This is a genomic window from Embleya sp. NPDC055664 (assembly GCF_053618075.1).
This window is the reverse complement of the sequence record NZ_JBSHGZ010000006.1, coordinates 146,033-171,710: the sequence shown is the minus strand read 5'-3', so window position 1 is coordinate 171,710 and position 25,678 is coordinate 146,033. Positions and strand designations below refer to the sequence as shown.

The 25,678-nt window shown below is 71.9% G+C and carries 26 protein-coding genes, 1 tRNA gene and 1 pseudogene; 14 read left to right on the top strand and 14 right to left on the bottom strand.

Features of this window, described 5'->3' with window-relative positions:
• Positions 1–825 precede the first annotated feature (825 nt).
• Positions 826–1,806 (top strand): ATP-binding cassette domain-containing protein, encoded by a 981-nt coding sequence (locus ACWGR4_RS13205; RefSeq protein ID WP_380002865.1) that lies wholly within the window; start codon positions 826–828, stop codon positions 1,804–1,806.
• 209 nt (positions 1,807–2,015) lie between these two features.
• On the opposite strand, the gene ACWGR4_RS13200 is transcribed toward ACWGR4_RS13205, so the two are convergent.
• Positions 2,016–2,366, bottom strand: a complete 351-nt coding sequence (locus ACWGR4_RS13200; protein WP_380002866.1) for a nucleotide pyrophosphohydrolase — start codon at positions 2,364–2,366, stop codon at positions 2,016–2,018.
• Between the two features lie 133 nt (positions 2,367–2,499).
• On the opposite strand from ACWGR4_RS13200, the gene ACWGR4_RS13195 reads away from it, so the two are divergent.
• A complete protein-coding gene (locus ACWGR4_RS13195) occupies positions 2,500–3,291 on the top strand; it encodes an exodeoxyribonuclease III (protein ID WP_452130763.1) in 792 nt (263 codons plus the stop codon).
• 85 nt (positions 3,292–3,376) lie between these two features.
• Here ACWGR4_RS13195 and ACWGR4_RS13190 read toward each other — a convergent pair whose 3' ends face one another.
• Together ACWGR4_RS13190 and ACWGR4_RS13185 are read right to left on the bottom strand one after the other, a co-directional pair.
• On the bottom strand, positions 3,377–4,534 hold the full coding sequence (locus ACWGR4_RS13190; protein WP_371863131.1) for a DUF5925 domain-containing protein: 1,158 nt from the start codon (positions 4,532–4,534) through the stop codon (positions 3,377–3,379).
• Between the two features lie 122 nt (positions 4,535–4,656).
• Positions 4,657–5,025, bottom strand: coding sequence for a GntR family transcriptional regulator (locus ACWGR4_RS13185; RefSeq protein WP_452130762.1), 369 nt, complete (start codon positions 5,023–5,025; stop codon positions 4,657–4,659).
• Between the two features lie 244 nt (positions 5,026–5,269).
• On the opposite strand from ACWGR4_RS13185, the gene ACWGR4_RS13180 reads away from it, so the two are divergent.
• The 3 genes from ACWGR4_RS13180 to ACWGR4_RS13170 are packed head-to-tail and all read left to right on the top strand — an operon-like array spanning position 5,270 to position 8,488.
• On the top strand, positions 5,270–5,431 hold the full coding sequence (locus tag ACWGR4_RS13180) for a hypothetical protein (protein WP_380002869.1): 162 nt from the start codon (positions 5,270–5,272) through the stop codon (positions 5,429–5,431).
• Position 5,432: 1 nt separating this feature from the next.
• Entirely contained in the window at positions 5,433–7,529 is a 2,097-nt protein-coding gene (locus ACWGR4_RS13175) for a hypothetical protein (protein ID WP_452130761.1), read from the top strand.
• A complete protein-coding gene (locus ACWGR4_RS13170) occupies positions 7,526–8,488 on the top strand; it encodes a hypothetical protein (protein ID WP_452130760.1) in 963 nt (320 codons plus the stop codon). Before ACWGR4_RS13175 ends, ACWGR4_RS13170 begins: the two co-directional genes overlap by 4 nt.
• An 86-nt stretch (positions 8,489–8,574) precedes the next feature.
• Here the strand turns inward: ACWGR4_RS13170 and rpmG are convergent, their stop codons facing one another.
• The gene (gene rpmG / locus ACWGR4_RS13165) at positions 8,575–8,739 is read right to left on the bottom strand and encodes a 50S ribosomal protein L33 (protein WP_078977190.1); all 165 of its coding nucleotides are present in this window, start codon (positions 8,737–8,739) and stop codon (positions 8,575–8,577) included.
• A gap of 246 nt (positions 8,740–8,985) precedes the next feature.
• Between rpmG and ACWGR4_RS13160 the strand changes: the two genes are divergently transcribed.
• Complete coding sequence (locus tag ACWGR4_RS13160) at positions 8,986–9,723, top strand: Mut7-C RNAse domain-containing protein (protein ID WP_170222345.1); 738 nt, start codon at positions 8,986–8,988, stop codon at positions 9,721–9,723.
• A 98-nt stretch (positions 9,724–9,821) separates the two neighbouring features.
• Here the strand turns inward: ACWGR4_RS13160 and ACWGR4_RS13155 are convergent, their stop codons facing one another.
• The 7 genes from ACWGR4_RS13155 to ACWGR4_RS13125 all read right to left on the bottom strand — a co-directional run bounded on the left by ACWGR4_RS13155 (position 9,822) and on the right by ACWGR4_RS13125 (position 15,374).
• On the bottom strand, positions 9,822–10,787 hold the full coding sequence (locus tag ACWGR4_RS13155; protein WP_380002873.1) for a pirin family protein: 966 nt from the start codon (positions 10,785–10,787) through the stop codon (positions 9,822–9,824).
• Between the two features lie 396 nt (positions 10,788–11,183).
• Positions 11,184–11,507, bottom strand: coding sequence for a hypothetical protein (locus ACWGR4_RS13150; protein ID WP_452133888.1), 324 nt, complete (start codon positions 11,505–11,507; stop codon positions 11,184–11,186).
• On the bottom strand, positions 11,500–12,075 hold the full coding sequence (locus ACWGR4_RS13145) for a hypothetical protein (protein ID WP_452133887.1): 576 nt from the start codon (positions 12,073–12,075) through the stop codon (positions 11,500–11,502). Before ACWGR4_RS13145 ends, ACWGR4_RS13150 begins: the two co-directional genes overlap by 8 nt.
• 195 nt (positions 12,076–12,270) lie before the next feature.
• Positions 12,271–12,465, bottom strand: coding sequence for a hypothetical protein (locus ACWGR4_RS13140; protein ID WP_452133886.1), 195 nt, complete (start codon positions 12,463–12,465; stop codon positions 12,271–12,273).
• 117 nt (positions 12,466–12,582) lie between these two features.
• The gene (locus tag ACWGR4_RS13135; protein WP_452133885.1) at positions 12,583–13,785 is read right to left on the bottom strand and encodes a helix-turn-helix domain-containing protein; all 1,203 of its coding nucleotides are present in this window, start codon (positions 13,783–13,785) and stop codon (positions 12,583–12,585) included.
• A 275-nt stretch (positions 13,786–14,060) separates the two neighbouring features.
• On the bottom strand, positions 14,061–14,414 hold the full coding sequence (locus tag ACWGR4_RS13130) for a hypothetical protein (RefSeq protein WP_452133884.1): 354 nt from the start codon (positions 14,412–14,414) through the stop codon (positions 14,061–14,063).
• 156 nt (positions 14,415–14,570) lie between these two features.
• On the bottom strand, positions 14,571–15,374 hold the full coding sequence (locus tag ACWGR4_RS13125; protein WP_380002879.1) for a DeoR/GlpR family DNA-binding transcription regulator: 804 nt from the start codon (positions 15,372–15,374) through the stop codon (positions 14,571–14,573).
• Positions 15,375–15,509: 135 nt separating this feature from the next.
• On the opposite strand from ACWGR4_RS13125, the gene galT reads away from it, so the two are divergent.
• Genes galT through galK form a run of 3 tightly spaced genes read left to right on the top strand, consistent with a single transcriptional unit; the run spans position 15,510 to position 18,681 of the window.
• Positions 15,510–16,604 carry a galactose-1-phosphate uridylyltransferase gene (gene galT, locus ACWGR4_RS13120; RefSeq protein WP_452133883.1) on the top strand — a complete coding sequence of 365 codons (1,095 nt, stop codon included), beginning with the start codon at positions 15,510–15,512 and terminating at the stop codon, positions 16,602–16,604.
• 5 nt (positions 16,605–16,609) lie between these two features.
• On the top strand, positions 16,610–17,575 hold the full coding sequence (galE, locus tag ACWGR4_RS13115; protein WP_452133889.1) for a UDP-glucose 4-epimerase GalE: 966 nt from the start codon (positions 16,610–16,612) through the stop codon (positions 17,573–17,575).
• Positions 17,572–18,681, top strand: coding sequence for a galactokinase (gene galK / locus ACWGR4_RS13110; RefSeq protein WP_380002881.1), 1,110 nt, complete (start codon positions 17,572–17,574; stop codon positions 18,679–18,681). Before galE ends, galK begins: the two co-directional genes overlap by 4 nt.
• 182 nt (positions 18,682–18,863) lie before the next feature.
• Here galK and ACWGR4_RS13105 read toward each other — a convergent pair.
• Positions 18,864–19,127: pseudogene (locus ACWGR4_RS13105) on the bottom strand (transposase); the annotation flags it as partial.
• Between the two features lie 35 nt (positions 19,128–19,162).
• Positions 19,163–19,957 carry a MerR family transcriptional regulator gene (locus ACWGR4_RS13100; RefSeq protein ID WP_452133627.1) on the bottom strand — a complete coding sequence of 265 codons (795 nt, stop codon included), beginning with the start codon at positions 19,955–19,957 and terminating at the stop codon, positions 19,163–19,165.
• Between the two features lie 78 nt (positions 19,958–20,035).
• On the opposite strand from ACWGR4_RS13100, the gene ACWGR4_RS13095 reads away from it, so the two are divergent.
• The 3 genes from ACWGR4_RS13095 to ACWGR4_RS13085 all read left to right on the top strand — a co-directional run bounded on the left by ACWGR4_RS13095 (position 20,036) and on the right by ACWGR4_RS13085 (position 22,367).
• On the top strand, positions 20,036–20,398 hold the full coding sequence (locus tag ACWGR4_RS13095) for a nuclear transport factor 2 family protein (protein ID WP_452133626.1): 363 nt from the start codon (positions 20,036–20,038) through the stop codon (positions 20,396–20,398).
• A 38-nt stretch (positions 20,399–20,436) separates the two neighbouring features.
• Entirely contained in the window at positions 20,437–21,222 is a 786-nt protein-coding gene (locus ACWGR4_RS13090; protein WP_452133625.1) for an SDR family oxidoreductase, read from the top strand.
• A 476-nt stretch (positions 21,223–21,698) separates the two neighbouring features.
• Positions 21,699–22,367 (top strand): alpha/beta hydrolase, encoded by a 669-nt coding sequence (locus ACWGR4_RS13085; protein ID WP_452133624.1) that lies wholly within the window; start codon positions 21,699–21,701, stop codon positions 22,365–22,367.
• A 329-nt stretch (positions 22,368–22,696) separates the two neighbouring features.
• Here ACWGR4_RS13085 and ACWGR4_RS13080 read toward each other — a convergent pair.
• Positions 22,697–22,769, bottom strand: a tRNA-Arg gene (locus ACWGR4_RS13080).
• 160 nt (positions 22,770–22,929) lie between these two features.
• Here ACWGR4_RS13080 and ACWGR4_RS13075 point away from each other — a divergent pair.
• Positions 22,930–23,994, top strand: a complete 1,065-nt coding sequence (locus ACWGR4_RS13075; RefSeq protein ID WP_452133623.1) for a Gfo/Idh/MocA family oxidoreductase — start codon at positions 22,930–22,932, stop codon at positions 23,992–23,994.
• Positions 23,995–24,220: 226 nt separating this feature from the next.
• Complete coding sequence (locus ACWGR4_RS13070; RefSeq protein WP_452133622.1) at positions 24,221–25,600, top strand: GTPase; 1,380 nt, start codon at positions 24,221–24,223, stop codon at positions 25,598–25,600.
• The last annotated feature ends 78 nt before the right edge of the window (positions 25,601–25,678 follow it).

The window sequence follows — 25,678 nt, the reverse complement described above, 5'->3', positions numbered from 1 at the left end:
GTTAGATTGTGCTGAACCTTCTACGCCAGATCCCGATTCCCTGTCAAGGGCCTTGCGGGGCACGGGGGTTGCGGTCTAGCTTGTGCCGCATCCGGGAGTCCGTGGGGGATGGCCGGGCGGGGAGACGACGCGAAAGGCGTTGGCTCCCATGGCTCGTACGACGGCACCGCACAGAGCACACATCGCAACCCATGTCGCACCACCGGCCCGCGTCACAGACACGACGCGAGCGGTGACACCACGTCCGGGCCCGGCCGGGGGATCGTCCTCGACCGACGGCGGCGGCATACCCGCGCACACCGAGCTGGTGGCCACCGGGTGGGCCGGTTGGATCGGCGAATCCCGTCCCGTTCGCGCACCCCGCACGGGTGCGTCCTGACCATGGGCACCTCAGTCGCGCCGTCCCGCGTCGGCGAGTTCGGCCGAACGGCCGTGTCCGTCGGCGAGTTCGGCGATTCCGTGGGCGCGGCACCCGGCCGCGTCGCCGCGTGGATGAATCAACTCCCGTTCGATGAGCACCGGTTACCGGGCCAGGTGGGCGTAATCCCTTACCCCACACGGCTGTCGGCGATCGTGCCGCGTCCGAGCGGGGTGCAGGGAGCCGGTAGGTATACAACCGGCAACACCGAATACGTGTCGTGGCCGGGAGGTGACGCCGGGTCAGGAGGGGAGTCGGCGTCCCCCGGCCGGGGCGCGGGAGTCGTCCCGGGTGTCCCCGGGTCGGGGCCGGACGGGGCGGGGGAGCCCTGTTCGACCGTCGACCCGAGCCCGGGTACGGCTCCCGATACGGGTGGCGCGCGGGTGGGGGGTGACGCCGTGTCAGGTATGGCGTTCGATCCCGCGCGCCGCCCGTGGCGAGGGTCCGATGCCGAGGCGCGTAGACCGACGCGCCTCGGCTCGGACCCGGGATGTGCCCGGCGGGCGCGTTCGGCCCGGGGTCGGGTTCGGGCGCTGCGCTCGCCGGTCGACGGCGAGATCCCTGATCCCGTACCGCTGTTCGCCTCGGGACCGGAACCGATTCTGGCGATCGGCCTCGACCCGGTCCGGCGGCCCGTGTTGCGGGCCCGGGACCTGCGGGTGGAGTTCGCCGGGATGCCCGCCGTGGACGGGGTGTCCATGTGGGTCGAGCGCGGTGAGGTGGTCGGCGTGGTCGGCCCCGCGGGCAGCGGCAAGACGACGCTGCTGAACGCGCTCACCGGGGTGGTGCCGGCCACCGGCGCGCTGTTCGTGGACGGCCTGCCGGTACGGCTGGGCAGCCCCGAACGCTCGCGTCGCGCCGGTCTGGTCCGGATGTTCCAGACCCCGCAACCGGTTCGCGCGCTGTCCGGCGCGGACAACTTCGTGCTCACCCGCTCCGACACCCGGCATCGGGGTCTGCTCGCCGCGTGGTTGTTGCACCCGCTGCTGGCGCGGGTGGACCTGGAACGGGGCATCGGGACGGACCGGGCCGGGCCGGGGGGACGGCCGCAGCGGGGCGCGGACGTGCTGACGTACGGGGAACGTCGGCTGCTCGACATCGCCCGGGGCATCGCGGCGGTGCCCAGGGTGCTGATGTTGGACGAGCCGAGCGCGGGGCTGAACGCCCGCGAGACGGACGCGCTGCTGGTACTGCTGCGGGGGGTCGCGGCGGACGGCGTGGGCCTGATCGTGGTGGATCGAAGGATCGACTTCGTCGAGGCGCTGTGCGATCGCGTCACCGTCCTGGACACCGGCCGCGTGGTTGCGGAGGGCACGCCGGCCGAGATCCGACGCAATCGTCGCGCGATGGACGCCTGCCTGGGGGCGGGGGCCGGGTACGACGCCTGAGCCTCGGCGTCGACGGTCCACCGGTCCCGGGGCGGGGTCGGCGGGCGCGTTCGGGGGCGCCCGACCCGGGGTCACCGGCCCGTCCGGCGACCCCGGTGACCCGCCACCACAATCCCCCGCCGGCCCGAAACGCTCCCCGGGCCGGCGGTCTCACCGCCTCGCGCGCACGTTGCCCGGGGCTCGATCCACCTGGACCCGCCCCCGTGGGCCTACAGGCCCGGCGCGCCCGGCGGGTACTTGATCGCGTTCTTCACCATCTTGTCCCGCAGCGCCTGGGCCGGGTCGATGCCGAGTCGGTTCGCCAGGCTCAGCAGATAGGACAAGACGTCGGCGATCTCCTCGCGGACGTGTTCGCCCCGCTCCGGATCCGACATCACGTCGTCGGCCTGTTCGGGGGTCAGCCACTGGAAGATCTCCACCAGCTCCGAGGCCTCCACGCTGAGTGCCATCACCAGGTTCTTCGGGGTGTGGAAGGGCTGCCAGTGCCGCTCGGCGGAGAACGCGGCGATCGCGGCGGTCAGTTCGGCGATGTCGGAGCCGGCCGGAGGAGTGGTGTCCATACCCCCATGCCTACCGCACCCGCCGCGCCGCCGGCCGCCGGGCCCTGTCACCCCGGCGAGGGAGAATGGCCGAGGGCAGGCCCGGACTCGTCCGGGCGGCCCCGATCGCCGTCGTCCGCCCTGGAAGGTTCACATGAGGGTCGCCACCTGGAACATCAACTCGATCGGGGCCCGGCTGCCCAAGCTGCTTGATTGGCTGGAGCGGGCCGCGCCCGACGCGGTGTGCCTGCAGGAGCTGAAGTCCACGCCCGAGGCGTATCCGCTGAAGGAGCTGGAGGAGGCCGGCTACACCTCCGCCGTCAACGCGGGCGGGCGCTGGAACGGTGTCGCGATCCTGTCCAAGGTCGGCCTCGACGACGTCACCGTCGGCCTGACGCCCGGCCCCGGCTTCCCCGAGGTCGACGGCCCGCACGAGGCCCGGGCGATCTCCGCGACGTGCGGCGGCGTGCGGCTCTGGTCGGTGTACGTGCCCAACGGCCGCGAGGTGGACAACCCGCACTACGCCTACAAGCTGGAATGGCTGGGCGCGCTGCGGGCCGCGGTCGCCGCCGACGCGGCCGGCCCGCTGCCGTTCGCCGTCCTCGGCGACTTCAACGTCGCGCCCACCGACAAGGACGTCTGGGACATCTCGCTGTTCGGCGAGAACTCGACGCACGTCACGCAGGCCGAGCGGGACGCGGTCACCGCGCTGGAGGGTGTGGGGCTGCGCGAGGTGATGCCCCGGGCGCTCAAGTACGACGTGCCGTTCACCTACTGGGACTACCGCGAGCTGGGGTTCCCGAAGAACAAGGGCATGCGGATCGACCTCGTCTACGGCAACGCGCCGTTCGCCGCCGCGGTCACCGATTCCTACGTCGACCGCGAGGCCCGCAAGGGCAAGGGCACCAGCGACCACGCGCCGGTCGTGGTGGACCTCGACGTGTAGCCGGTCGCTACCGCGCGGGCCTGCGAGTCGGCGCTCCCCGCACGGTCCCCGAGCCGACCGATCGGCTCGGGGACCGTGGGCGGTGCTACAGATACAACCCTTCGCCCCCGTGCCGGGGCCGTTCGATCTCCACCGGCGCCGCCCCGTTGCGCAGCGCGTACAACTCGGCGAGCGTCGCGTGTGTACCGATGCCGTCGGCGGTGCCCAGCCACTCGCGCGCCTCGGCGAATTCCAGCGGACCGACGTCGATCTGAGCCAGACAACGACCGGGGCGCACCACCGCCGGGTGCAGCCGGCCCAGGCTCTCGTTGGTGGTGATCGCGACCATCACGTTGCGCCCCTGCCCGAGCAGGCCGTCGGTGAGGTTGAGCAGCCGGGACAGCGCCTGACCCGCCGAGCGTTTGGCCTCGCCGCGGATCAACTCGTCGCAGTCCTCCAAAACCAGCAGCCGCCACTTCTGCTTCTTCGACTTGTCGTGCGACTCCTCGTCCTCGTCGCCGCGCCCGATCGCGACGTCCATCAGGTAGCCGGTGTCGCCGAACAGCGCCTCGGGGTCCAGGACGCAGTCCATCCGACACCAGTCCTGCCACGCGCGGGCCAGCGCGCGCAGCGCCGTGGTCTTGCCGGTGCCGGGCGGCCCGTGCAGCAGGATCAACCGCCCCGACACGTCGTCGGAGGTGACCTTCATCAGCCGGTCGAACGCGCCGGCGGTCGGCCCGGTGTAGTTGCGGCGGATGTCCTCCCAGGGCGCGGCGGTGATCGCCCGGGTGGTGCGGTACGGGCCGCGCCGGGCGGAGAAGTACCAAAAGCCCATCGCCACGGCCTCGTCCTTGGGCGGCGGGTCGGCCGCCGCGCCCTTGACCGCCTTCTTCAACACCGCGCGGCCGACCTTCTCGTCGACGGCGGTCACGGTCACCTCGCCGCCGCCGCTGCGCCAGCGCACCGACCGCAGGGTCCAGCCGTCACCGACGGCGAGTTGGGAGGAACGGTCGTCCTCCTCCACGGCGCGGACCACTCTGGCGCCGCGCGGGACGAGTCGGGCGCCGGGCTTGACCCGGTCCAGTCGGGTGGTCCTGGCCCACGGCTGGGCGCCGGTCAGGAAGGCGGCGAGGGCGAGTCCGTCCACGGCGTCGTACGGGGTGTCCGCGTCGTCGAGTCCGAACACGAAGGGCAACAGCGTTGATGGGTCGTCACCGGCTGAATTCGGCGCCCCATCCGATGGGCGGGGCGTCTGGCGAGGCATCGACATGATTTCGATGATCCGGTGCCCCGGGCCGTCCGTACAGGGGTTTACCCATAGCGGTGCGGTTTTCGGGCGGCCGGACAAGGGCTCGGGGAGCCTCGGCGGGGGTTTGAAGACACGCGCTAGTTTGGATAGGCCGCCTCGACCGCGCCCAGTGCGGCGCTGATCGCCTCGTCGCGGGTCAGGCCGAGTCGGTGTGCACGGTGCGCGTATTCGAGCGCGGCCTCGCTCGCGGCTCGGTGCGCGCTGTCCCCGACCGCGGCGACGAAGCTGCCCGAGCGGCCCCGGGTCTCGATCACGCCGTCGGCCTCCAGCTCGCGGTAGGCGCGCGCGACCGTGTTGGGCGCCAGGCCGAGTTCGCCGGCCAAGCCGCGGACGGTCGGCAGTCTGGTGCCGGCGGGCAGCGTGCCGGCTCGGGCCTGATCGGCGAGTTGCCCCCGAATCTGCTCGAACGGTGCGACGGACGAGGCCGGATCGATGGTGATCACCATACGAGCGAGCCTAGACCCGCCCGGGTCGCGGGCCCGGCAACCGGGTGCGATTCGGCGGTGGCCGGCGGTGACGGGCCACGTTCGGTCGCCGGCGACGATTCGTCAGTGAAGATAGCGAATTGCGCGGCCGTGATGTCACGAACCGTCGTCCCGAATTCGAACGGAGCCCGCAAGAACGCCACGGCTGCGGCACGGTGGACCCGACGAACCCAGCGTGGCCACACGCTCACCGAAGGGGGAATCCGTGTCCGACCTCCCGCCGACCCGGTCGTCGTCCGCCGTGGACGCCGAGCCGTTCGACCACCACCGGCACGCGCCCGCGCCCGCAGAGGCCCCGCGCTCGGCCCGCGACGACCGGGACCCGGACGACGATCCGCACGTCGCCGCCCCGGCCCGGGGTGTCTGAGATGACCCACCCCGAGGAGCGACCGCTCGACCCGGTCGACTCGCTCGATCCGTTCGACTCGCTCGACCCGTTCGCCCCCGAGGGCGTCGACGCACCGAGCGAGCCCCGCGGCGGGGCCCGCACGCCGGTGTCGCAGGCCGACCCCGGGCCGGCCGACGGGGCGTGGTCCGACGAGGAGTTCGGGCCTGCCGAGTCGGCCGCGACGGTGATCGTCACCCCCGACGGGACCGGTCGGCACCACTTCGGCGCGGGCTCGCCCCCCGCCGCGCCGCACCGGCAGCGCCAGGCCCGCGAGGGACCGATCTGGGCGGAGGAGAGCGACCTGGTCCGGCGTACGTTCGTGCCGCCCAAGGGCTATCTGCGCGCCCAGGGCATGATGTCCCGGCAGCTGATCCTGCTCACCGGCGAGGCCCGATCAGGAAAACGCACACTGGCCCTGCACCTGATGCAGGATCAGCACGTGGAGAGCGTGATCGCGCTCGACCCCGAGGAAGACCTGACCACCCGTCGGATCCAGCGCGGCCGGGGCTATGTGGTCGACTCCGTCGGCGCCGACGCGCTCGCCGGCTACACCCGCGACGACCTGGAACTGCTGCGCCGCCGCCTGGTCGAACGCGGCAGCGTCCTGGTCGCCACGGCGGTCGTCGGCGCACCGATGCTCGGCGTCTGGGCGCCCTGGCACGTACCGTGCGCGCGACCCGATCCGGTCCAGGTGCTGCACAGCCACCTCACCGACCGCCTGGGGCCGGGCTGGGAGCGCCGGCATCTGGACCTGGTGGACGAGGACATCGCCGAACTGGTGCGCGCCGACGGCGGCCGGCCCGCACGGGCCGCGAGGATCGCCGCCGAACTGGCCGGCTTCGCCGACGGCAGGTTCACCAGGACGCAGGTGCTGAACGCGCTGCGCGATCGTGAGCACGCGGCGGTGGCCGGCTGGTTGCGGGCCCATCCGGCCTGTGCCGACTGGGCGTTGATGATCGCCGCCGCGGTGTTCGAGGGGCACGACTACGGCATCGTCGCCGAGCGGGCCGCGGCGCTGCGCGCGATGCTGGCCGAGCATCTGCCGACCGCCGCCGCCGCGTCGGCCGACGGGTGGCCGCCGCAGTCCCGGTCCGCGCGCCTGGACCTGATCGACGCGACCGCGGTCGCTGCCGACGCCACCCGGGACGGGGCCCGCTACCGGCTGGACGTGGTGCGCTTCAACCGGCCGCGCTGGGCGGCGTCGGTCCGCGAGCACGTCTGGGACGTCTACCCCGACCTGCGCGACCCGCTGGTCGAGTGGTTGGCCGCCACCCCCCGGCAGCCGGCCGACGTCCACCGGGTCGCGGCCCGGGCCGCGGGCGCGTTCATGGCCGGGGGGCGGGGGCATCGGCCGCTGGCTCCGATCCACCGCTGGGCCCGAACCGGCGCCCGGCGCACGATGGCGGTGTCGGCCCTGAAGGCGGCGGCCCAGGACGCGGTGGTGGCCACCCAGGTACGGCACCTGGTGGAGGCGTGGAGCCGGGACACCACCCACCCGGGGCTGCGCCTGATGGCCGCCCGTGCCTACCCCGGCCTCGCCTCCGTCTATCCCGGCCCGACCCTGACCGGTCTGCTGCGCCTGGCCCGGACCGGGGATCGGGCGGTGGCCGAGGCGGCCCGGGACGGCATCGCGGCGCTGTGTCGGGAGGGCATCCGCGCCGAATCGGTCCTGGAGCGGGTGGAGGACTGGGAAGAGGCCGCCGCCGCGGCCGAGTTGGCCGCGCACCTCGTGCTCGACGAGGGGGCGGGCGGGTCGCCGGCCGACGACCGGTTCCTGGCGGTGGTCCGGAACGCGGTCACGGATCGGGACGGATATGCCGTCGTGGCCCGGTTGTTCACGCGGCTGCTCGGGGCCGGGGCGGGTGATCCGACCCGCGCCTCGGCGCTGCGGGAGGGCCTGACGCGGCTGTTCGGTCCGGGGCGCGACCACGGGTTGGAACGACTCGCCTTCGACCTGACCCGGCTCGCCTACGAGGGGTTGCCGAACGGCGAGGTGATCGACATCGGGGTGCTCGAACCGGCGATCCGGGCGTTCGAGGAGCCGATCCTCGGGCCGAACGGGGGTACTCGCGCATGATCGACGAACCCGTGTCCCTGGTCCGCCCCGTCGGCGGATCGCGCCTGGGCGCCTACCTCCGGTATCGCCTGGGCCGGCGTGCGCGGCGGGTGCTTGCGGTGCCGGCGAGCGCGGGGCCGGCGCCGACCTTCGCGGAGATACGCGGGGCGGCCGAGCTGTGGTGGGTCACCGTCCGCGAGTTCGCCGAGGTGCGTACGTTCGACGTGCGGGTCGGCGCGGCGGAGGAATGGGCGGGCCGGGTCGAGGTACAGCTGCGCTGGTGGGTGCACGATCCGAGGGCGGTCGCCCGGCATCGGGCGGTGGATGCCGGAGCGTTCGTGTATCGCGATGTGGAGAAGCGGATTCGCGGGGCGCTGGCGGGTGCGGGCGGTGCGGATGGTGCGGCCGATGTGGATGAGGCGCGGTGGCAGGACGCGGTCGATGTCGCGTTGTCGCACACGATCGTGCTCGCGGAATACGGGCTCGGTTATCGACCGGTGGGGGCGCTCCTGCGGGCGGACCCGATATCGGCCGATGTTCGCGGGGAGTTGGACCGGGCGCGGGCGGCGATTTCGCTGGAAAAGGAGCGGCAGCGGCTGACCCTGATGCGGATGGAGTTTCACCGGGGGCTGATTCGGGAGGGGCCGGAGGCGTTGATCGCTTATTGGTTGACCCGATTCCCCGATCAGATCAAGGCCGTGGTGGACCATTTGGACGATCGGGGGATGATGCGGGGTGTCGATGGTGCGCCCGGTGCACCTGGTGTGTCCGGTACGTCTGCCGGTTCGGCCGCGCCCCGCACGCCGGCCGGCGAACTGCTCGCGCTGCTCGGGGACGCCGACGACTTCGAGCGGAATCAGCTGCGCAAGGCGCTCGTATCCGGCCTCGCCGCGTCCGGGCCGCGCGGGATGGCGGTGCTGCGCGAACTCGGCTGGTGGCACGACCTGGTGGGGGACGAAGCGGACGAATTGCCCGCGTAGGGGGCGGTCGAATGGGGGGCGGTCGAAGGGCCACCCGCTCGATACGAGTGGGTGGCCCTTTCGATTTCGGCCCGAAATCCGGGTGCTTATCGCTCTTCGCGGAACAGCACGTGCTTTCCGGCGGCCGGGTCGTACTTGCGCAGCGTCATCCGGTCCGGATCGTTGCGCCGGTTCTTTCGGGTCACGTAGGTGAATCCGGTCCCGGCGGTGGACCGAAGCTTCACGATCGGACGAAGCTCACTACGAGCCATGGACGCCTCCCGGAGTTTTCGAAGTTTGTCCCGACGGGTGCTTCAATGCGGACGGGCACCCGGTTATTCCACGACCCGATGCCCGGTCGGCCCAATGCGGGTGACCTCGGTATTCCCCGGCGCTCGTCGGGCGGCCCGGCGGTCCGGCGGCCGGGCGCGGCGGGGTGGCGGGGGGTGCCGGGGAGGGTGCCGGGGGTGCTCGGAAACCACGGGCGCGGTGGGTGTCGGCGGTGCGATGCTTGCCCGGTGAACCGATCGGACGTGCTGCTTCAGATCCCCGCCGAATTGCAACAGTTCCTGCCGCCGCGCCTGCGCGGACTGCCGGTGACCGCCCCCGCCGACGGGGATTCGACGCTCGGACACCTGGTCGAATCGGTCGGCCCGCCGCTGCCCGAGGTGGGCGGACTGCTCGTGGACGGCCGCGAGGTGGCGTCGGGATATCGACCGGTGGGCGGCGAGGTGGTTGACGTGCTGCCGATCCGGCGCCCGCAGGCGATTCCGGAATTCGCCGACGAGGCGCCGCGCTTCCTGCTCGACGTGCACCTGGGCGCGCTGGCCCGCCGGATGCGGCTGGTCGGGATCGACACCGCGTACCACAACGACTGCGACGACCCGACCCTGGTGATCCAGGCCAACGCCGAACGTCGGGTGCTGCTCACCCAGGACCGCGGGCTGCTGCGGCGCAAGAACCTGTGGTTCGGGGCGTACGTGTACGGGATCCGCGCCGACGCCCAACTCGACGACCTGCTCCGCCGGTTCGCGCTGCCGCTCGCGCCCTGGACACGCTGTACGGCGTGCAACGGCGAGCTGCGTGCGGCCACCCGCGAGGAGGTCGAGTCCGAGGTCGAGGCGGGCACGCTGGACAAGGTCGACGCGTTCGCCCGGTGCCGGGCGTGCGACCGGGTGTACTGGCACGGGGCGCACGGCGGCCACCTGGACGAGATCGTGGAGGCGGCGCGGCGGACGGCGGCGGGTATTCGCTGAGTGGCGCCGTTGCCGACCGGGCCGAGAGCCGGCCCGGTCGGCGTACGGCCGGCCCTCGGTGCGGTGCACCGTGGGCCGGCCGGTCGTGATCGATACCGCTAGCGCACGCGTCCCCGGGCCCGCAGCGGTACGGACGGCAGCTCCGGTGCGTGCATCCGGGGCGCCGCGTAGCCGGTGACGGTGCCGAAGTCCGAGCCGTTCTCCCAGGCGGTGCGCGCCGTCGCGATCTCCTCGCCGGTGCGCGCCACGAAGTTCCACCACATCACGATCTCCTCGGCGAACGGCTCGCCGCCGAGCAGCATCAGGTCCGCGCCGTTGGTGGAGCGGATGGCCAACGAGGTGCGCCCGCAGCCGAGGTACAGCAGCCCGCCGGGCGTCAGCGGTACGCCGTCCACCTCGGCCTCGCCCGACATCGACATCACCGCGTACTCGAAGTCCGGCTCCAGCGGCGGCCGTACGTCCGTGCCCGGCGCCAGCGTCAGATCCGCCCCGACCAGCGGGGTGTAGGCGGTGCCCGGCGAGGTCGCGCCGTCCAGCGTACCCATGATCACCGTGGCGGTCAGCCCGCCGCCGGTGGCCTGCGGGAGTTCGGTGTGGTGCTCGAAGCTCGGGTCCACGTGCCGGTGCGCGTCCGGCAGCGCGACCCACAGCTGGGCCCCGTGCAGCAGCCGGGCGTGCTCCTTCGGCGACTCCTCGGAGTGCGAGATGGCCCGTCCGGACGTCATCAGCCCCAATTCGCCGGGCCGTACGGTGGCCAGACTGCCCAGGCTGTCCCGGTGCAGCACGGTGCCCTCGCGCAGCCAGCTCACCGTCTGCAGGCCCAGGTGCGGGTGCGGCGGGACCTGCATGCCGGGCTGATCGGCGATGTCGTCGGGCCCGTAGTGGTCCACGAAGCACCAGGCGCCGATCATCCGCCGACCCAGGCTCGGCAGCAGGCGACGGACCATGTGGTTCTCGCCCAGCAGTACATCGCGCGACTTCAGCAGCTCGCGCACGGGTTCGCCCGACACGTCGGCCCGGCCACCGCACGTGGTCAGGGTCGGTCGGGTATCGAGGTTGCTCATGCCGTCACGGTACGCGGCGGCGGAAGAGGACGGGGCGCGTGGGCAACCGTTCGGTCCGGGCCCGGCGGAAAACGGATGATCCCGCCGGCTCGCGCAGGCGGTTGCGGCGGTCACGACGGAGCACTCACTCCGGCTCGCCGGGGAAGCCGCCGCACCGGGCACGCTCGGCGGCGGCCCGCTCGAACTTGCCCTCGGCCCGTGCTCCGTCCGGCACACCCTCGACGCCGCCGGCATCGGGTAGGGCCGGCTCCCCGCCGATTTCACGCCGGCCGACTACGTGGCAATCGGCAACATGTACACCGGTACCCCGCACACCGCGGCCCGAGCCCGCCCATGCGCCGCACAGCTGGGAATCTCGGCCCCTGCTCGCGGCCCGACGAAGCCGCCGATGTGTCGTCACCGCCCGGCGTCCGGGCGGCCTGGCGTTGGGTCGGTCCTGAGCAGGCGGCGCACACTGCGGGTCGATACGCCCAGGAGGTGGGCGAGTTCGACGTCGGTGACGCCGGCTTGCCATGCGGTGTGGAGGGCGTGGGTTACGCGGGTGTCGGCTTCCTCGTATATCTCCCGGGCGAGGGCGTGTGCGGCGGTGCGGGGTTCGAGGCGGTCCTGAATGCCGCGATGGGCGGCGCGGATGCGGAGCGCGCGGGTCAAGCGGTCGCGGGCCTCGCCCGGATCGGCCTGGGCAGCCGCCCGCCCGCTCGGTTCGGGGCCGTCACCCATGCGGTCGGTCGTCGGTCGTGAGGGCGGAGACGCGCCGGCGGACGAGGCGGTCGGCGAAGGCCGCGCGGATTCCTTCGCTGTCGAGCCATCGGCCGATGCGTTCGTGCAGGTGGGTGGCCTGGTCCAGGGTGAGTCCGGTGTCCGGGAGGGGGTCGAGGCACAGTCGCGGTTCGGGCGGTGTCGTGGTCGGGATCAGATCGGGCCGCACCCGCGCGATGTCGTCCAGCAGTCCGGCACGGTGATGCTCCCGGACATGGGCGATCAGCCCGGCCTCGTCCCGGACCGGCGCGACCAGCAACCGCAGCACCAACCCGAACCCGTCCCGCACCAGCCGAGCCCGCCCCCGAGCGGGCTCCTCCGCATGTGGTGGCTGCAACAGGGTCACGGCGAGAGCGGACACGTCGGCATCGGCGAGGTGACGGACCGCCCGATCCGGCCGCGCGTCGGAAGCGTGGTTGCCGGAGGCAAACACATCGAGCCGCCAGGGCCTGGACCCACCGATCAGTTCAAGGGTGACCGACCAGGCGGGAAGAGTGACGACCACAGCGGCCGGCTCGACTTCGGACACAAGAGGCTCCGTGAGATAAGTGGACAGAAGTGATCGGTGCGGAACGAGAACGACGCTGCCGTCGGGACGGCTCGGGGGAGACCTCCTCGAACCCCGGACGTCCTCGTCCCGCCCGACCCCGGACCGGCAACGGGCGGCTGCGGGACCGGTGATGCGCCTCGGCGCGGACATCACGTCGAGCCGCAGAGGGGACGATCAGCCGTGGTCCGGCCTGATCGGGCTCCGGCCGCGTCGGATCAGGTGGGCGCCGAGTTGGCGGTACAGCGCGGCTGCTTCGGCATCGGTGATGTCGGGCAGACGGCGCCCGGGGACATGTATCCGCACCGGCACCCGCTCGTCACCGCTGGGCCCGACGCGCACGATGTCGTCCAGGGTCGTTTCCTCGCTCATGCGGCTCACCTGCCTCTTCGGCCTCCGAGTGGTGGTCTCACCAGGATGTCGCGGGCATGCCGACGGGCCGGGTACGTGACGTACCCGGCCCGTCAATCCTGGGCAAATCCCGCTCGGTCAGAGGCCGATGCGGCGGCTCATGCGGTGGAGGGGTTCGCGGGAGGTGAGGTGGTTGCGGCGGTGGGCCGTGGTGACCATGTCGCGGACCAGGGGGTGGGAGTGTACGTATTCCGGGGCGATGCGGTCGGCTTCCAGGAGGGCGCGCATGCTCGACTCGTCGTCGGCGTCCTGGGCGTGGGCGCGGGCGATGTCGATCTGCCGACGGGCGCGTCGTTCCTTGGGTAGGCGGGACGTGTCCACGCCGCGCGTCTCGGCCAACGCCGCTCGTCCGTCGCCGAGTTCGAGGCGAGCCGAGACGGCCAGGATGGCGGTGTTGGCCGGGCCGAAGGCGGTTTGGTAGTCGTCGCGCTCGCCGGTGCGGGCGGCGGCGCGGCGGGCCTCGGACAGATGGGCCTCGGCGTCGCGGCGCCGGCACCACTGCGCCGCGCCGACCGCCGCGACCAGGTGCATCGTGCCCCACAGGGACCACGCGGCCATGTCGTCGTCGCCGAGCATGCCGTCGAGGCGATCGAGGGCGGAGTCGACGATGCCGTTCGCCTCGGTCGTGGCACCCGCCGACATGCACACCTCGGCCTGCGTCCACGCGGCGGCGAGCGACAGCAGCGGGTTGTCGGCATCGGCCGCGGCGTCGGCGGCCTGTCGCGCGCAAACGGTGGCGAGGTCGATGTGGCCGAGTTTCTTCGTCATCATCGCCGCGTCGGTCAGGGCGCCCGACAGAAGTTCGTGTGCCTGCCGTCGGTCGTCGCCGTCGAGCCCGCATGCGGCCCTGGACGCGTCGTCGACGAGCCCCGGCAGCAGCAGCCCCAACTCCCCGAACCGGGCGCTCGCCCGATATCGATGCGCGGTGAGCGTGTCCATGTGGATGTCCGCGAGCGCGCGCGGCGTGCCGGTCACCTGACCGAGCTGGTTGCGGAGTAGAGCCCGACGCAGGTTCGGCACGGCATCGAGACCGCGCGGGCGCTCGTCGGCGAGCGCGGGTCGAGCCGGAGCGCCCACCAGGTCGAGCAGCGAAACACCGAGCAGGTCGGCGATGGTCAGGATCGTGCTGAACCGGTCGAGCTGTCGCCGCCCGTCCTCCACGCTGCGCATCCACTCGGGCGAGCGGTCGAGTGCGGCGGCCATCTCGCGACGGTCGATGCCACGCTCCTTGCGCAGCGCCTTCACGCGTTGCCCAATGCTGAGTTCGTGATCGTCGGACACGGCGTCACCCACCTGGCTGTCGGGCAGGCCCCCGGCAGCGGTGTGTCGTGCGGCGGAGGATGGCCTGCCAGTGCTGTCGATCCGCCGCCAGGCTACGCCGGACGAACCGCCGACCGCCCCCACAAAGCCCGCGAACCCCTGCCTAACGCGCAGCTTTTGCCCGCCCATGCCCGATCGGGTACACCCCGTACCAAGAGCCACGACCGCAGCCTTGCCGCTCGTCTCGCCCTGGTCCCGTCGAGGCCGGCGGGTGGGCCGGGTCGGTCCGGGGATCGTCAGGCGGCCGGGCCGTTTTGGCATAGGAGGAAGCCGGTGGCCTGGAGGGCGATGGCCAGCAGGGCCACCGGGATTCCCACCGCGTAGCGGCGGCGGGGGTGGGGTGGGAGGACCAGGGCGAGGAAGGCGACGATGAAGGACAGTACGAACATGCCGAAGACCCAGGGCAGCCTCGTGTCGTACCAGTCGCGGCAGGCCTGGTCGCCGCAGGATTCGGTGCCGCCGCCCAGTCCGAGCAGCACGAACAGGTCGGTCATCGCGACCACGACGAACGCGAACAGGCCGCCGACGAACGTCATCGCGCGAGCGAATCCGTGCTCGCCACCGTCGGGGGTGGGAGGCATGTAGGTCATGCGGCTCACGCTAGGTGGCGGGGTCGGGCCGAACATCCGTACAGATACTCACTTCGGCGACGGCCGCACGGACGACACATCGGCCGCGCGGGTGACGACCAAGCGCGAAGTCGGGCGTGGCCGTGAGGAGTTCCCCCAGCGACGGCTGACCCGCCCCTACTCCGCCACCAAGATCTCCAGCCCCGCATCACGCAACGCGTCGAGCGCGTCCGGGTCCGCCGGGCCGCTCGTGATCAGCAGGTCGATGTCCGCCAGCGGGCACACCTCGGCGAGTTCGGTCCGGCCCAGCTTCGAGCCGTCGGCGACCACGACCCGGCGCCCCGCCGCCCGCAACATCGCGCGTTTCGCCTCGGCCTCGGGCAGGTTCACATTGGTGATGCCGCCCGTCGGGTGCACGCCGTTGCAGCCGAGGAAGACCGTGTCGGCGTGGATCCGCTCCAGGATGTGGTCGCCGAGCGGGTTGATCAGCGAGTGCTGGAGCGGTCGCAGCGTGCCGCCGGTGACCACGACGGAGAATCGCGGGATCGCCCGCTCCAACTCCAGCGCGATGGTCAGCCCGTTGGTGAAGACCACCAGGTCGCGCAGGTCCTCGCGGTCCACCAGGGCGCGTGCCACGAAGGTGGTGGTGGTGCCGACGTCCAGCACCACGCTTTCCGACGGCGACACCAGCGCCGCCGCCGCCCGTCCGATCAGCGTCTTCGCGGGCGAGGCCGAGGTCAGCGCCTCCTCGAAGGACGGCTCGACGCGCGGATCGCGACCGGTGAACATCGCCCCGCCGCGCACCCGGCGTACCCGACCCTGGCGCTCCAGTACCTCCAGATCGGCCCGGACCGTGACGCGCGAGATGCCGAACGCCTCGGCCAGGTCGGTGACCTTGGCGAAGCCGCGATCCGCGATCGTGGCGGCCATCCGGGCGCGGCGGCCTTCGGCGGGCAGACCGTCGGTGTCGTCGTCAGGCATGGGCAGCATCTTGCGGACACCTTCCGAAACTTGTCAAACCGCAGGTGAGGGCGGGTTCGACCGGCTATCGGCAAGCATCAAGCCTGCCAAAGCTTTCTAATTGACAAGATTTGGAAAGCTTCGCAAAATGAAGGCATGAAGAAGACGCAGGCCGTCCTGGCCGACGGTCGCGAGATCGTCTACTACGACACGCGGGACGAGGGGGTTCGCGCCGCCGTCGACACGCGCGACCTCGCCCCCGTGCTCAGCGGCTCCGAGATGCGCTACGACCGACTCCTCGACGAGTGGGTCGTGGTCGCCTCGCACCGGCAGACCCGGACCCACCTGCCCGCCGCCGACGCGTGTCCGCTGTGTCCGTCCACGCCCGAGCGGGCCACCGAGGTGCCCGAGGCCGACTACGAGGTCGTGGTCTTCGAGAACCGCTTCCCGTCGATGTCCGGCGGCGGCGCCGAGCGCGAACCGCTCGCGCCGGGCTGGGCCGACGACCCGTTCCCGCGCCGGCCGTCGGGCGGGCGCTGCGAGGTGATGTGCTTCACCCCCGAGCACGACGCCTCGTTCAAGGACCTCACCCCCGAGCGGGCCCGCCTGGTGCTCGACGCGTGGACCGACCGCACCGCCGAGTTGTCCGCGCTGCCCGGCGTGGAGCAGGTGTACTGCTTCGAGAACCGGGGCCGGGAGATCGGCGTCACGCTGCCGCACTCGCACGGACAGATCTACGCCTACCCGTTCGTCCCCCCGCGTACGGCCGCCATGATCGCCTCCACCGCCGCGCATCGGCACCGCACCGGCCGCAACCTGTTCGAGGACGTGGTCGCCGCCGAGCGCGCCGACGGGGCCCGGATCGTCGCGGAGAACGCGCACTGGACGGCGTTCGTCCCGGCCGCCGCGCGCTGGCCGTACGAGGTGCACCTGTACCCGAACCGGCGCGTGCCCGACCTGCTCGCCCTGGACGAGGACGCGCGCGCCGCGTTCGGCGGGATGTACCTGGACCTGCTGCGCCGCTTCGACCGCCTCTTCGACGGCGAGCCCGCGCCGTACATCGCCGCGTGGCAGCAGGCGCCGGTGCGCTCCGGGCGGGTCGACTTCGCGCTGCACCTGGAGCTTTTCTCGATCCGCCGGGCGCCGGGCAAGCTGAAGTACCTTGCCGGAAGCGAATCGGGGATGGGCGTGTTCATCAGCGACGTACCGCCGGAGACGGCGGCGGCGCGACTGCGGGAGGTCGGCGAATGAGGCTCATGGTCACCGGCGGCGCGGGCTACGTGGGCAGCGTGGTCGCCGCCCACCTGGTCGAGGCCGGGCACGACGTGGTGGTGCTCGACGACCTGTCCACGGGGCATCGCGACGCGGTGCCGGAGAAGGCGGAGTTCGTCCGGGGCCGGGTCCAGGACGCCGCCGGGCACCTCGACGCCTCCTTCGACGCGGTGCTGCACTTCGCCGCCTCGTCCCTGGTCGGCGAGTCGGTCACGCACCCGGGGAAGTATTGGCACAACAACGTCGGCGGCTCGCTCGCGCTGCTCGACGCGCTGCGCACGCACGGGATCGACCGCTTCGTGTTCTCCTCCACCGCGGCGGTCTACGGCGCCCCGGAGGTGTCGCCGATCACCGAGGACGCGCCGAGTGCGCCGACGAACCCCTACGGCGCCTCGAAGGCGGCGGTGGATCAGTTGATCGCGTCGTATTGCGCCGCCTACGGCCTGCGCGCGGTGAGTCTGCGCTACTTCAACGTGGCGGGCGCGTACGGGCGTTACGGGGAGCGGCACACCACCGAAACCCACCTGATCCCGCTGGCGCTCCAGGTCCCGCACGGCACGCGCGGCTCGGTCGCGCTGTACGGCACCGACTACCCGACGCCCGACGGTACTTGTGTGCGCGACTACATCCACGTCGCCGACCTGGCCGACGCGCACCTGCTCGCGCTGAACGCCACCGCCGAGGGCGGCGCGGCGAGCGGACACCTGGTGTGCAACCTCGGGAACGGAACCGGCTTCTCGGTCCGCGACGTGGTGGACGCGGTACGGGTGGTCACCGGCTGCGCGGTGCCCACGCACGAAGCGCCGCGCCGGGCGGGCGATCCGCCGGTACTGGTCGCCTCCGCCGACCGGGCGCGCGAACTGCTCGGCTGGCGGCCCACACGCACCTCCCTGGAGGACATCGTGGCGGACGCGTGGTCCTTCCTGCGCGAGGGTGAGGCCGGTCGGTGAGCGAGTTCGTCGTCGAGGGGGTCTGGGCGGCCCCGGGTCGGGTCAATGTGATCGGCGAACACACCGACTACAACAACGGGTTCGTGCTGCCGATCGCGATCCCGCACACCGCGCGCGCGTTCGTCGGCCGGCGTGCCGACGGCCGGCTGCGACTCGCGTCCACCCACGCCGGGAGCGAATCGGTCGACCTCGCGGTCGCCGACCTGGCACCCGGCGCGCTGTCCGGGTGGACGGCGTATCCGGCGGGCGTGGTGTGGGCGATGCGGGCGGCCGGGTACGACATCGGCGGCGCGGACATCCGGATCGACAGCGACGTGCCGGTGGGGGCGGGCCTGTCCTCGTCGGCGGCGCTGTCCTGCGCGGTCGCGCTCGCCTTCGACGACCTGTACGAACTGGGCCTGGATCGGGTCGAGTTGGCCCGGATCGCGCAGCGCGTGGAGACCGACTTCGTCGGCGTGCCGGTGGGCATGCTGGACCAGATGGCCTCGCTCGGCTGCGTCGAGGGCCACGCGTACTTCCTGGACTGCCGCGACCTGACGGGCACCCACGTCCCGTTCGACTGCGCGGGCGCGGGCCTGCGCCTGCTCGTCGTCGACACCCGGGCCCGGCACGCGCTGGTGGACGGCGGGTACGCGGAGCGCCGCGCCTCGTGCGAGGAGGCGGCGGCGCTGCTCGGCGTGCCGTCGCTGCGCGAGGTGACCGACCCGGACGCGGCCCTCGCCGCACTGCCCGACGGCCCGCTGCGCCGCCGGGTGCGCCACGTGCTCACCGAGAACGAGCGCGTGCTGCGTGTGGTCGAGGCCCTACGCAACGGCGATGTCCGGGCGATCGGCCCGGAGTTGACCGCGTCGCATGCGTCGATGCGCGACGACTACACGATCTCGTGCCCCGAACTGGACACGGCGGTCGACACCGCCCTCGCCGAAGGTGCCCTCGGCGCCAGGCTGGTCGGCGGCGGCTTCGGCGGCTCGGCGATCGCCCTGGTCGACGAGACCCGCTGCGCCGAGGTGACAACGGCGATCGAGAAGGCCTTCGCGGCCCACTCTTTCACGCCCCCACGCTTCTTCCAGGCAGTCCCCTCGGCAGGAGCCCGCCGAGAACGCTGACCAACGGCCACACGGCGCGGGCGGCCCCTCGACCTCGGTCGAGTGGCCGCCGGCCGTCGGCGATGCCATCTCACCGACGGAAACGCCGCCCACCGGGCGCACCCGCCGGCGCACGTTCTGTCACCGCATGCCGACTACCGGTCGCCCGTAGCGCGGTGCGAACCTGGGGCGGCTCTCCGTCCCCGCTGAGCGAGCCAGGCGACGAAGTCGTGGGTGCCGCCCGCAGAGTCGGTCCGGATCAGCGTCCGGCGCCCACGCCGGTACTTCTTCGGCAGCTGGGCCAAGGCCAGTCGAGCGGCGGTGATGTGGTCGGTGGCCGTGTTCGATCCCGCGTTGCCTGGTCTGAGCAGGGCCGCGACCGGTTCACCCGTGCCGCCCGGTCCGTGGTCGACGAATCCCATCAGCGGGTGGTGGCCGTAGGTTCGCTTCCACGTGGGGGCGGTGTCCTATCGTTCCAAGACTCGGCACCGCACTGACCGCTTCAGGTGACACGAAAGATTGGCCAGCCGATCTCGGTGCGCCATGCAGCGGGATCGCTTGTGTCACGAGGGCCGACAACGTACACCTCCCGCACCGGCCCGGCCACCGACATCGCGTTCTCCACCACCCAGGTCCCGAGTTCGCCGTACGTGACCTCGATGCCGTCGTGCTCGCCGATGTGGGTGGTGACGGCCAGTTCCGCGGCCGGCAGAGTCATGGGGTGCACGCGTCCGGTGCGAGGTGGTGCAGCGGTCGGCAGGTAGACGACCGCGTGACCGCGCTCCTGCTCGAAAAGGGCGTTGTCGTAGCTGCCGCCCGGCGGTCCGGTCACGGTGGCGCCGACGGCCGCCTCCAATTCGGCCATCGCGCCTGCGTACCAGGTCGCGATGTCGCCATGCCCGACTACGGCCTCTACGGCCGCGACCGTCCGGGCGGGCTCTGCACGCAGCTCGACGTCGATCGGCGCGGGGTCGGGCTGGAGCAGGCGGCGCAGCGACACGACCGCGGCCCGGGTGCGGTCGAGTGCGTCCTCGAGGCGTTGCAGGTGGTCTGTGACCAGGGCCGCGCGGACACCGGGGTCGGGGGTCCGCAGGATCTGCTGCACATCGCTCAGGGGGACGTCGAGCTCGCGGAGCCGGTGGATGACCTGCGCGGTCGGGATCTGGTCGACGCGGTAGTAGCGGTAACCGGTGGTCTCGTCCACCACGGCAGGTTCCAGCAGGGCCGCCTCGTGATACCGGCGCAGGGTCCGGACGCTCAAGTGGGTCAGCCGCGAGAACTCCCCGATGGTCAACATCCCGTCACTCTAAGCACTCCCCCTGGGGGAGAGTCCAAGGCTTGACCCTCCCGCGCCGTGAGGTCACACGGTGGGCTCATGACACAGCACACCGATCTCCCGTCCGATCTGCTCCCGGCCACCGTGCGCGAGTTCTTCGCCGCCCACGTCGTCCGCGACGCCGACACCGCCTCGTCGCTCCTCGCCGAGGATGCGGTGATCGTCGACCAGGACGAGACCTTCCGCGGCCGAGAGGAGACCTACGCGTTCCTGCGGGACGCCGGGTCCGAGTTCGAGTACACGACCGAGCAGATCGGCGCTCACCGCGTCGATGACGCCCACTGGGTGGTGACCGTGCGGCTCGAGGGCACCTTCCCGGGGGGCGTCGCCGAGCTCGACTACCGGTTCGCGCTGCGGGACGGCCTCGTCGCCGAGCTCGTCATCGCCAACCACCCAGCTTGACCGAATCCGCACCACCTCGATCTTCAGTGGAGAGAAGAATGTCTGGTTCAGATCGCGATCGTCTCGACGGTCGACGGGCGCTGGTCACGGGCGGTTCGAAGGGCTCGGGCAAGGCCGTCGTAGCGAGACTGCGAGAGATGGGTGCCGACGTGTGGACCACGGCGCGCACGATGCCCGGCGGCTACGAGCGCCCCGACCGATTCATCGAGGCGGACACTTCCACGGTGGGCGGGGTAGAAGTTGTGGTGTCCAAGATCTCTGAGAAAGGTGCGCTGGACATCCTGGTGCACGTTGTCGGAGGGTCGTCAACCCCGCCTGGCGGGTTCGCGGCAGCGACTGAGGAGCATTGGCCGGCGGAACTCGACCTGAACTTCTTGGGAGCTGTCCGACTGGATCGAGCGCTGCTGCCGGCAATGGCGGAGGCCGGATCGGGAGTAGTTGTCCACGTCACGTCGATCCAGCGTCAGATGCCGTTGCACGACGCGACGTTGCCGTACGCGTCAGCAAAGGGTGCGTTGCGTACGTACAGCAAGGGTCTTGCGAACGAGATGGCGCCACGAGGAGTGCGAGTAAACGCTGTCAGCCCCGGGGGGATTCGGACCGGAGCGTATGAGGGCTTCATCGACCAGCTCGCCGAGGGCAACGGACTGACCCGCGAGCAGGCGAAGCAGAACCTGATGGATTCCCTCGGAGGGGTTCCACTCGGAAGGTTCGCAACGACGGAAGAGGTTGCGGACCTGGTCGGCTTCCTTGTCTCGGACCGAGCCTCATCCATTGTGGGCGCGGAGTACGTCATTGACGGCGGCACTGTCCGAACCGTCTGAGCAAGGCACCGGCTCCGATTAGCCACTCGCGAACAGCTCGATCCGACGGCGGAACCCCCTCCTTCACAAGGAGAACTCTCAGACGCTGCTGAAACCCCGAGAAGCGCGTCGATGACGCCATCTCCGCGCTTCGGACGCTTGCCCGGTCGCCAAGATGGCGCCGCGCGGCTTGAAACGGACCGGACGCTACCAGTTCACGTGTCGAGCGCTCAGGTTGCCCCACCAGATGGCGGGCCGCATCGGCCACGTGACATCTATCGATGACCTGCGAGCTGGGGCAGGCAGACACCCAGTCGACTACCGCGAGGAGAACACATGACCACTCAAATCACGGACCAGTCATCCGCCCAACCGGTCGGACCGCCCCCGCCCTTCGACCCGGAGCTCGCTCCCGTCCTTGAGATCCTGACCAGCCTGCGCTCCCCCGACGCGTACCGTTTGGACAACATCGTTGAGATGCGCCGGCCCGTCCCGGGGTGGAGAGCCCGACCGACGAGGTCCTCTCGCGCGGTGGCACCTACCGCGTGGAGGAGCGGGCGGTGCCAGGGCCGGACGGGGAACCGGACATCTCGCTGCTGATCCGTCTCCCGAAGCACGCGTCGACCCCGACCCCGGCGCTATACCACATCCACGGCGGCGGCATGATCGTCGGAGACAACCGGTTCGGTCTGGTCGAGATGTCGAACCTGGCCGAGCCGATGGGCATGGCCGTGGTTTCGGTCGAGTACCGGCTCGCACCCGAGACACCCCACCCGGGTCCCGTCGAGGATTGCTACGCGGGCCTGGTGTGGGTATCGGATCACGCCCACGAGCTCAACATCGACCCTGAACGCATCGTCGTCGGCGGTGCGAGCGCCGGCGGCGGCCTCGCGGCAGGTGTCACCTTGATGGCACGCGACCGCTACGGCCCGGCAATCCTGGCCCAGCTGCTCCTGTCACCGATGCTCGATGACCGCAATGACTCGCCCTCTGCCCAGCAGATGCGCGGCGTCGGTATCTGGGACAGCTCCTCGAACGAGACCGGATGGAACGCGCTCCTCGGCGACGGCGTGCGCGCAAGGCTGTGCTGGTGCCGGAGCAGTACGGCTCACCGCTGGGCAAAAAGGTGTACGACCTCCGGCACTCCTGTCTCGCCGAGTGGCTGAATGCAGGGGGTGCCGCCCGCGTAGGTGGCGGCGTGGGCAGGAAACAACATCGCCGTTCTGCTCGCTGTTTACGCTCTGTGCTTCTCTGGACACGAAGCAGATCTGCATAAGCGAATCGAGGGGGCGCTCACGCTGCCCTGACGGACTTCGTCGCGTATTCAACGTGGCTACCCGTAGAAAGCCGGTGACAGACGGAGACAGGCGGAGAGAGCCGGACCTCCGCCGATTCACCTGGTGGGCGTCCGGCGCTTCGTCATGTCTGGGCGAGACGTGCTGTGACCTGCACGGACGCCGCCCGGGGGTGCGGGCGGCGGACGGCGGCGTGGCTGTGCCCCCGGCAGGACTCGAACCTGCGACCAAGTGCTTAGAAGGCACCTGCTCTGTCCACTGAGCTACGAGGGCTGGGCGAATCAGGATCTTGCACCGGATCCGGTCGCGGCACAACAGAATAGGGCCGTGTGCATGCCTCACCGGCGTTCCGGCGGTCACCGTTACCTGATCAGACGCAGTTGGCGGCCAGAATGTGATCAGGGAAGGGCCGAAACGGACAGCGGGAGGCGCAGTGGGTCCCATCAGGACTGTACTTGTCGGATACGGCGTGGGGGGTTCGGCCTTCCACGCGCCGGTCCTGGCGGCCGTCGAGGGGCTGGAACTCGCCGCCGTGGTGACCGGGAATCCGGCTCGGCAGGACGAGGTGCGGGCGCGGTATCCGCGGGCCGAGGTGATCGGGACGACCGACGAGATGTTCGCTCGCGCGGGTGACTTCGACCTCGTGGTGATCACCGTGCCGAACCGGTTCCATGTGCCGCTGGCCACCCGGGCGCTGGAGGCCGGGTTGCACGTGGTCGTCGACAAGCCGTTCGCGGGCACCTTCGCGGAGGGGCAGGCGCTGTGCGAGACCGCGGTGCGGTGCGAGCGGCGGCTCGGGGTGTACCAGAACCGACGGTTCGACGGTGATTTCCGGACTGTGCGGCGCCTCGTCGAAGAGGGGCGGCTCGGCGACGTGTACCGGTTCGAGTCGCGGTTCGAGCGGTGGCGGCCGCAGGTGCGTACCTCGGGCTGGAAGGAGCAGGCCGACCCGGCGGCGCTCGGCGGGATCCTGTACGACCTCGGCACCCACCTGATCGACCAGGCCGTGTCGCTGTTCGGGCGGCCCACGCACGTGTACGCCGAGCTGGACACGCGGCGGGACGGGGCGCTCGTGGACGACGACAGCTTCGTGGCGCTCACCCACGAGGGTGGGGTGCGCTCGCACCTGTGGATGAGCGCGGCGGCGGCCGATCTCGGGCCGCGATTTCGGGTGCTCGGGTCGAAGGCGTCGTATGTGAAGTTCGGGATGGATCCGCAGGAGGAGTTGTTGCGGGGCGGGAGTGCGGCGGTGGGTACGCCCGGGTGGGGGACAGAGCCGGAGAGTGCGTGGGGCAGGCTCGGTACGCCCGGCGACACCGTGCCGGTGGAGACCGAACCGGGCGCCTACCAGGACTACTACGCCATGTTCGCGGCGACGGTGCGTGAGGAGAGCGGGCCGCCGGTGCCGCTGTCGGAGGCGCTCACCGTGATCGAGGTGATCGAGGCGGCGCAGCGGTCCTCCGCCGATGGGGCGATCGTGGTGTTGCCGACCAAGTGAGCGTCGTGATGCCGACTGCGTGGCGGTGTGGTGCCGGTGGAGGATCGACGTGACGCCGACGGGTGGCCGGTGTCATGCCGACCACGTGGCCGGCGTGGTGTCGACGGGCCGCCGGCGTGACGCCGGCGGACGGCCCGCGTGATGCCGACCGGGTGACCCCTGTGGGGTAGTGCCGACCGCACGTTGAGAATGTGGACAATTCGGGCATTGGTCGCCCGTGGTGATCATGGGAAGCGACACCCTGTCCGCAGCCCTCGCCGACCTGCGCGATCGGGTTGTGGCGACGTGCTTCCCACTCGACCTGCCCGGTGCCGTGCAGGCGCGGCTGGCCCGTCGCGAGTTGATCGAACAGCTCGACGACTACGTGCTGCCGCGCCTCGCGGTGCCGCGTGCGCCGTTGCTCGCGGTGGTCGGCGGTTCCACCGGGGCGGGCCGGTCCACGCTGGTGAACGCGCTGGTCGGGCGGGCGCTCACGGAGGTCGGTTCGGTACGGCCGACCACGCGCGTGCCGGTCCTGGTCTGCCGATCCCGGGACCGGCACTGGTTCGCCGCGGACACCGCCATCGAACTGCGCCTGGACGAGCGGGTGCCGCCCGGGCTGGCGCTGCTCGACGTGCCCGACATCGACTCGGTATCCGCCGACAACCGCCGGGTCGCGGTGCGCCTGCTCGGCGCCGCCGACCTGTGGGTGTTCGTCACGTCCGCGGCGCGGTACGCGGACGCCGCGCCGTGGCATCTGCTTCGGCTCGCGCGGGATCGGAACACGCGACTTGCGATCGTGCTGAACCGGGTGCCGGCGGAGCCGGCGGACCTGCTCCGGGCCGACTTCGTGCGGTTGTTGCGGCAGGCCGGGCTCGGCGATGTACCGCTGTACCCGGTCGTCGAGGTCGAGCCGGGGGCCGGGCTGCCCGAGCGCAATGTGGTGCCGATTCGTACCTGGCTCGCCGAGCGCGGCGCCGATCCGGACGCGCGGGCCGCGGTGGTGCGGCGCACGCTCGGCGGGTTGTTGCACAGCCTGGACCGGCGGGTGCCGCCGTTGGCACAGGCTGTGGAGCGGCAGTACGAGGCGGCGGGACGTACGCGCGACTGTGTGGATCGGGCCTATGCGGCGACGGCGCGGTGGGCGTTGCGGGCGCTGGACGACGGCTCGTTGGTGCGCGGGGCGGCGGGCGTTCGGTGGCATGAGGGGGACGCGGACGGGGCGGCGGGAGCGGTTCGGGAGGGCCTGGACGCGCTGTTGGCGGACGCGTTCGCGCGGGGGGCCGAGCGTGCGTCGGGGTGTGTGCCGTACGACGGGGCGCCTCGGCTTCGGCCCGGCCCCGTGGTCTGGCCCGGTGCGGGGGAACAGCTCGCGCTGATCGCGGCGGTGGGCCGTCCGGGGATGGGGCCGGGCATCGGGCGCGACGCGGCGGGGCTGCTCGGGACCCGGATCGGGGCAGAGTCGGCGGCGCGGTTGATCCTGGACGTCCGTCGGGGCCTGCGCGCCGAGCTCGCGGCGGCGCTGGACGCGGAACGGGGACGGCGGGTGGCGGCGGTGGCGGTGGTGCCGGGACGGGCCGACGTCGGGTTGATCGAGGCGCTGGATCTGGTGCGGAGGAGCGCGTGAGGGGCGGCGCCGGGGCGCCGATCGGGCCGCCGATCGGGGCGGCTGGGCGTGGGCGCCGGGTCGGGCGAGCCGCCGGCG

Bases quoted from the DNA above. Each gene is read 5' to 3' on its own strand.
- ACWGR4_RS13100 (WP_452133627.1), bottom strand. From the start codon at position 19,957: ATGTTGACCATCGGGGAGTTCTCGCGGCTGACCCACTTGAGCGTCCGG.
- ACWGR4_RS13190 (WP_371863131.1), bottom strand. From the start codon at position 4,534: ATGCCTCGCCAGACGCCCCGCCCATCGGATGGGGCGCCGAATTCAGCC.
- ACWGR4_RS13150 (WP_452133888.1), bottom strand. From the start codon at position 11,507: ATGGGTGACGGCCCCGAACCGAGCGGGCGGGCGGCTGCCCAGGCCGAT.
- ACWGR4_RS13130 (WP_452133884.1), bottom strand. From the start codon at position 14,414: ATGACCTACATGCCTCCCACCCCCGACGGTGGCGAGCACGGATTCGCT.
- ACWGR4_RS13095 (WP_452133626.1), top strand. From the start codon at position 20,036: ATGACACAGCACACCGATCTCCCGTCCGATCTGCTCCCGGCCACCGTG.
- ACWGR4_RS13140 (WP_452133886.1), bottom strand. From the start codon at position 12,465: ATGAGCGAGGAAACGACCCTGGACGACATCGTGCGCGTCGGGCCCAGC.
- ACWGR4_RS13125 (WP_380002879.1), bottom strand. From the start codon at position 15,374: ATGCCTGACGACGACACCGACGGTCTGCCCGCCGAAGGCCGCCGCGCC.
- ACWGR4_RS13090 (WP_452133625.1), top strand. From the start codon at position 20,437: ATGTCTGGTTCAGATCGCGATCGTCTCGACGGTCGACGGGCGCTGGTC.
- ACWGR4_RS13175 (WP_452130761.1), top strand. From the start codon at position 5,433: ATGACCCACCCCGAGGAGCGACCGCTCGACCCGGTCGACTCGCTCGAT.
- ACWGR4_RS13195 (WP_452130763.1), top strand. From the start codon at position 2,500: ATGAGGGTCGCCACCTGGAACATCAACTCGATCGGGGCCCGGCTGCCC.
- galT (WP_452133883.1), top strand. From the start codon at position 15,510: ATGAAGAAGACGCAGGCCGTCCTGGCCGACGGTCGCGAGATCGTCTAC.
- galE (WP_452133889.1), top strand. From the start codon at position 16,610: ATGGTCACCGGCGGCGCGGGCTACGTGGGCAGCGTGGTCGCCGCCCAC.
- ACWGR4_RS13070 (WP_452133622.1), top strand. From the start codon at position 24,221: ATGGGAAGCGACACCCTGTCCGCAGCCCTCGCCGACCTGCGCGATCGG.
- ACWGR4_RS13170 (WP_452130760.1), top strand. From the start codon at position 7,526: ATGATCGACGAACCCGTGTCCCTGGTCCGCCCCGTCGGCGGATCGCGC.
- ACWGR4_RS13200 (WP_380002866.1), bottom strand. From the start codon at position 2,366: ATGGACACCACTCCTCCGGCCGGCTCCGACATCGCCGAACTGACCGCC.
- rpmG (WP_078977190.1), bottom strand. From the start codon at position 8,739: ATGGCTCGTAGTGAGCTTCGTCCGATCGTGAAGCTTCGGTCCACCGCC.
- ACWGR4_RS13205 (WP_380002865.1), top strand. From the start codon at position 826: ATGGCGTTCGATCCCGCGCGCCGCCCGTGGCGAGGGTCCGATGCCGAG.
- ACWGR4_RS13155 (WP_380002873.1), bottom strand. From the start codon at position 10,787: ATGAGCAACCTCGATACCCGACCGACCCTGACCACGTGCGGTGGCCGG.
- ACWGR4_RS13185 (WP_452130762.1), bottom strand. From the start codon at position 5,025: ATGGTGATCACCATCGATCCGGCCTCGTCCGTCGCACCGTTCGAGCAG.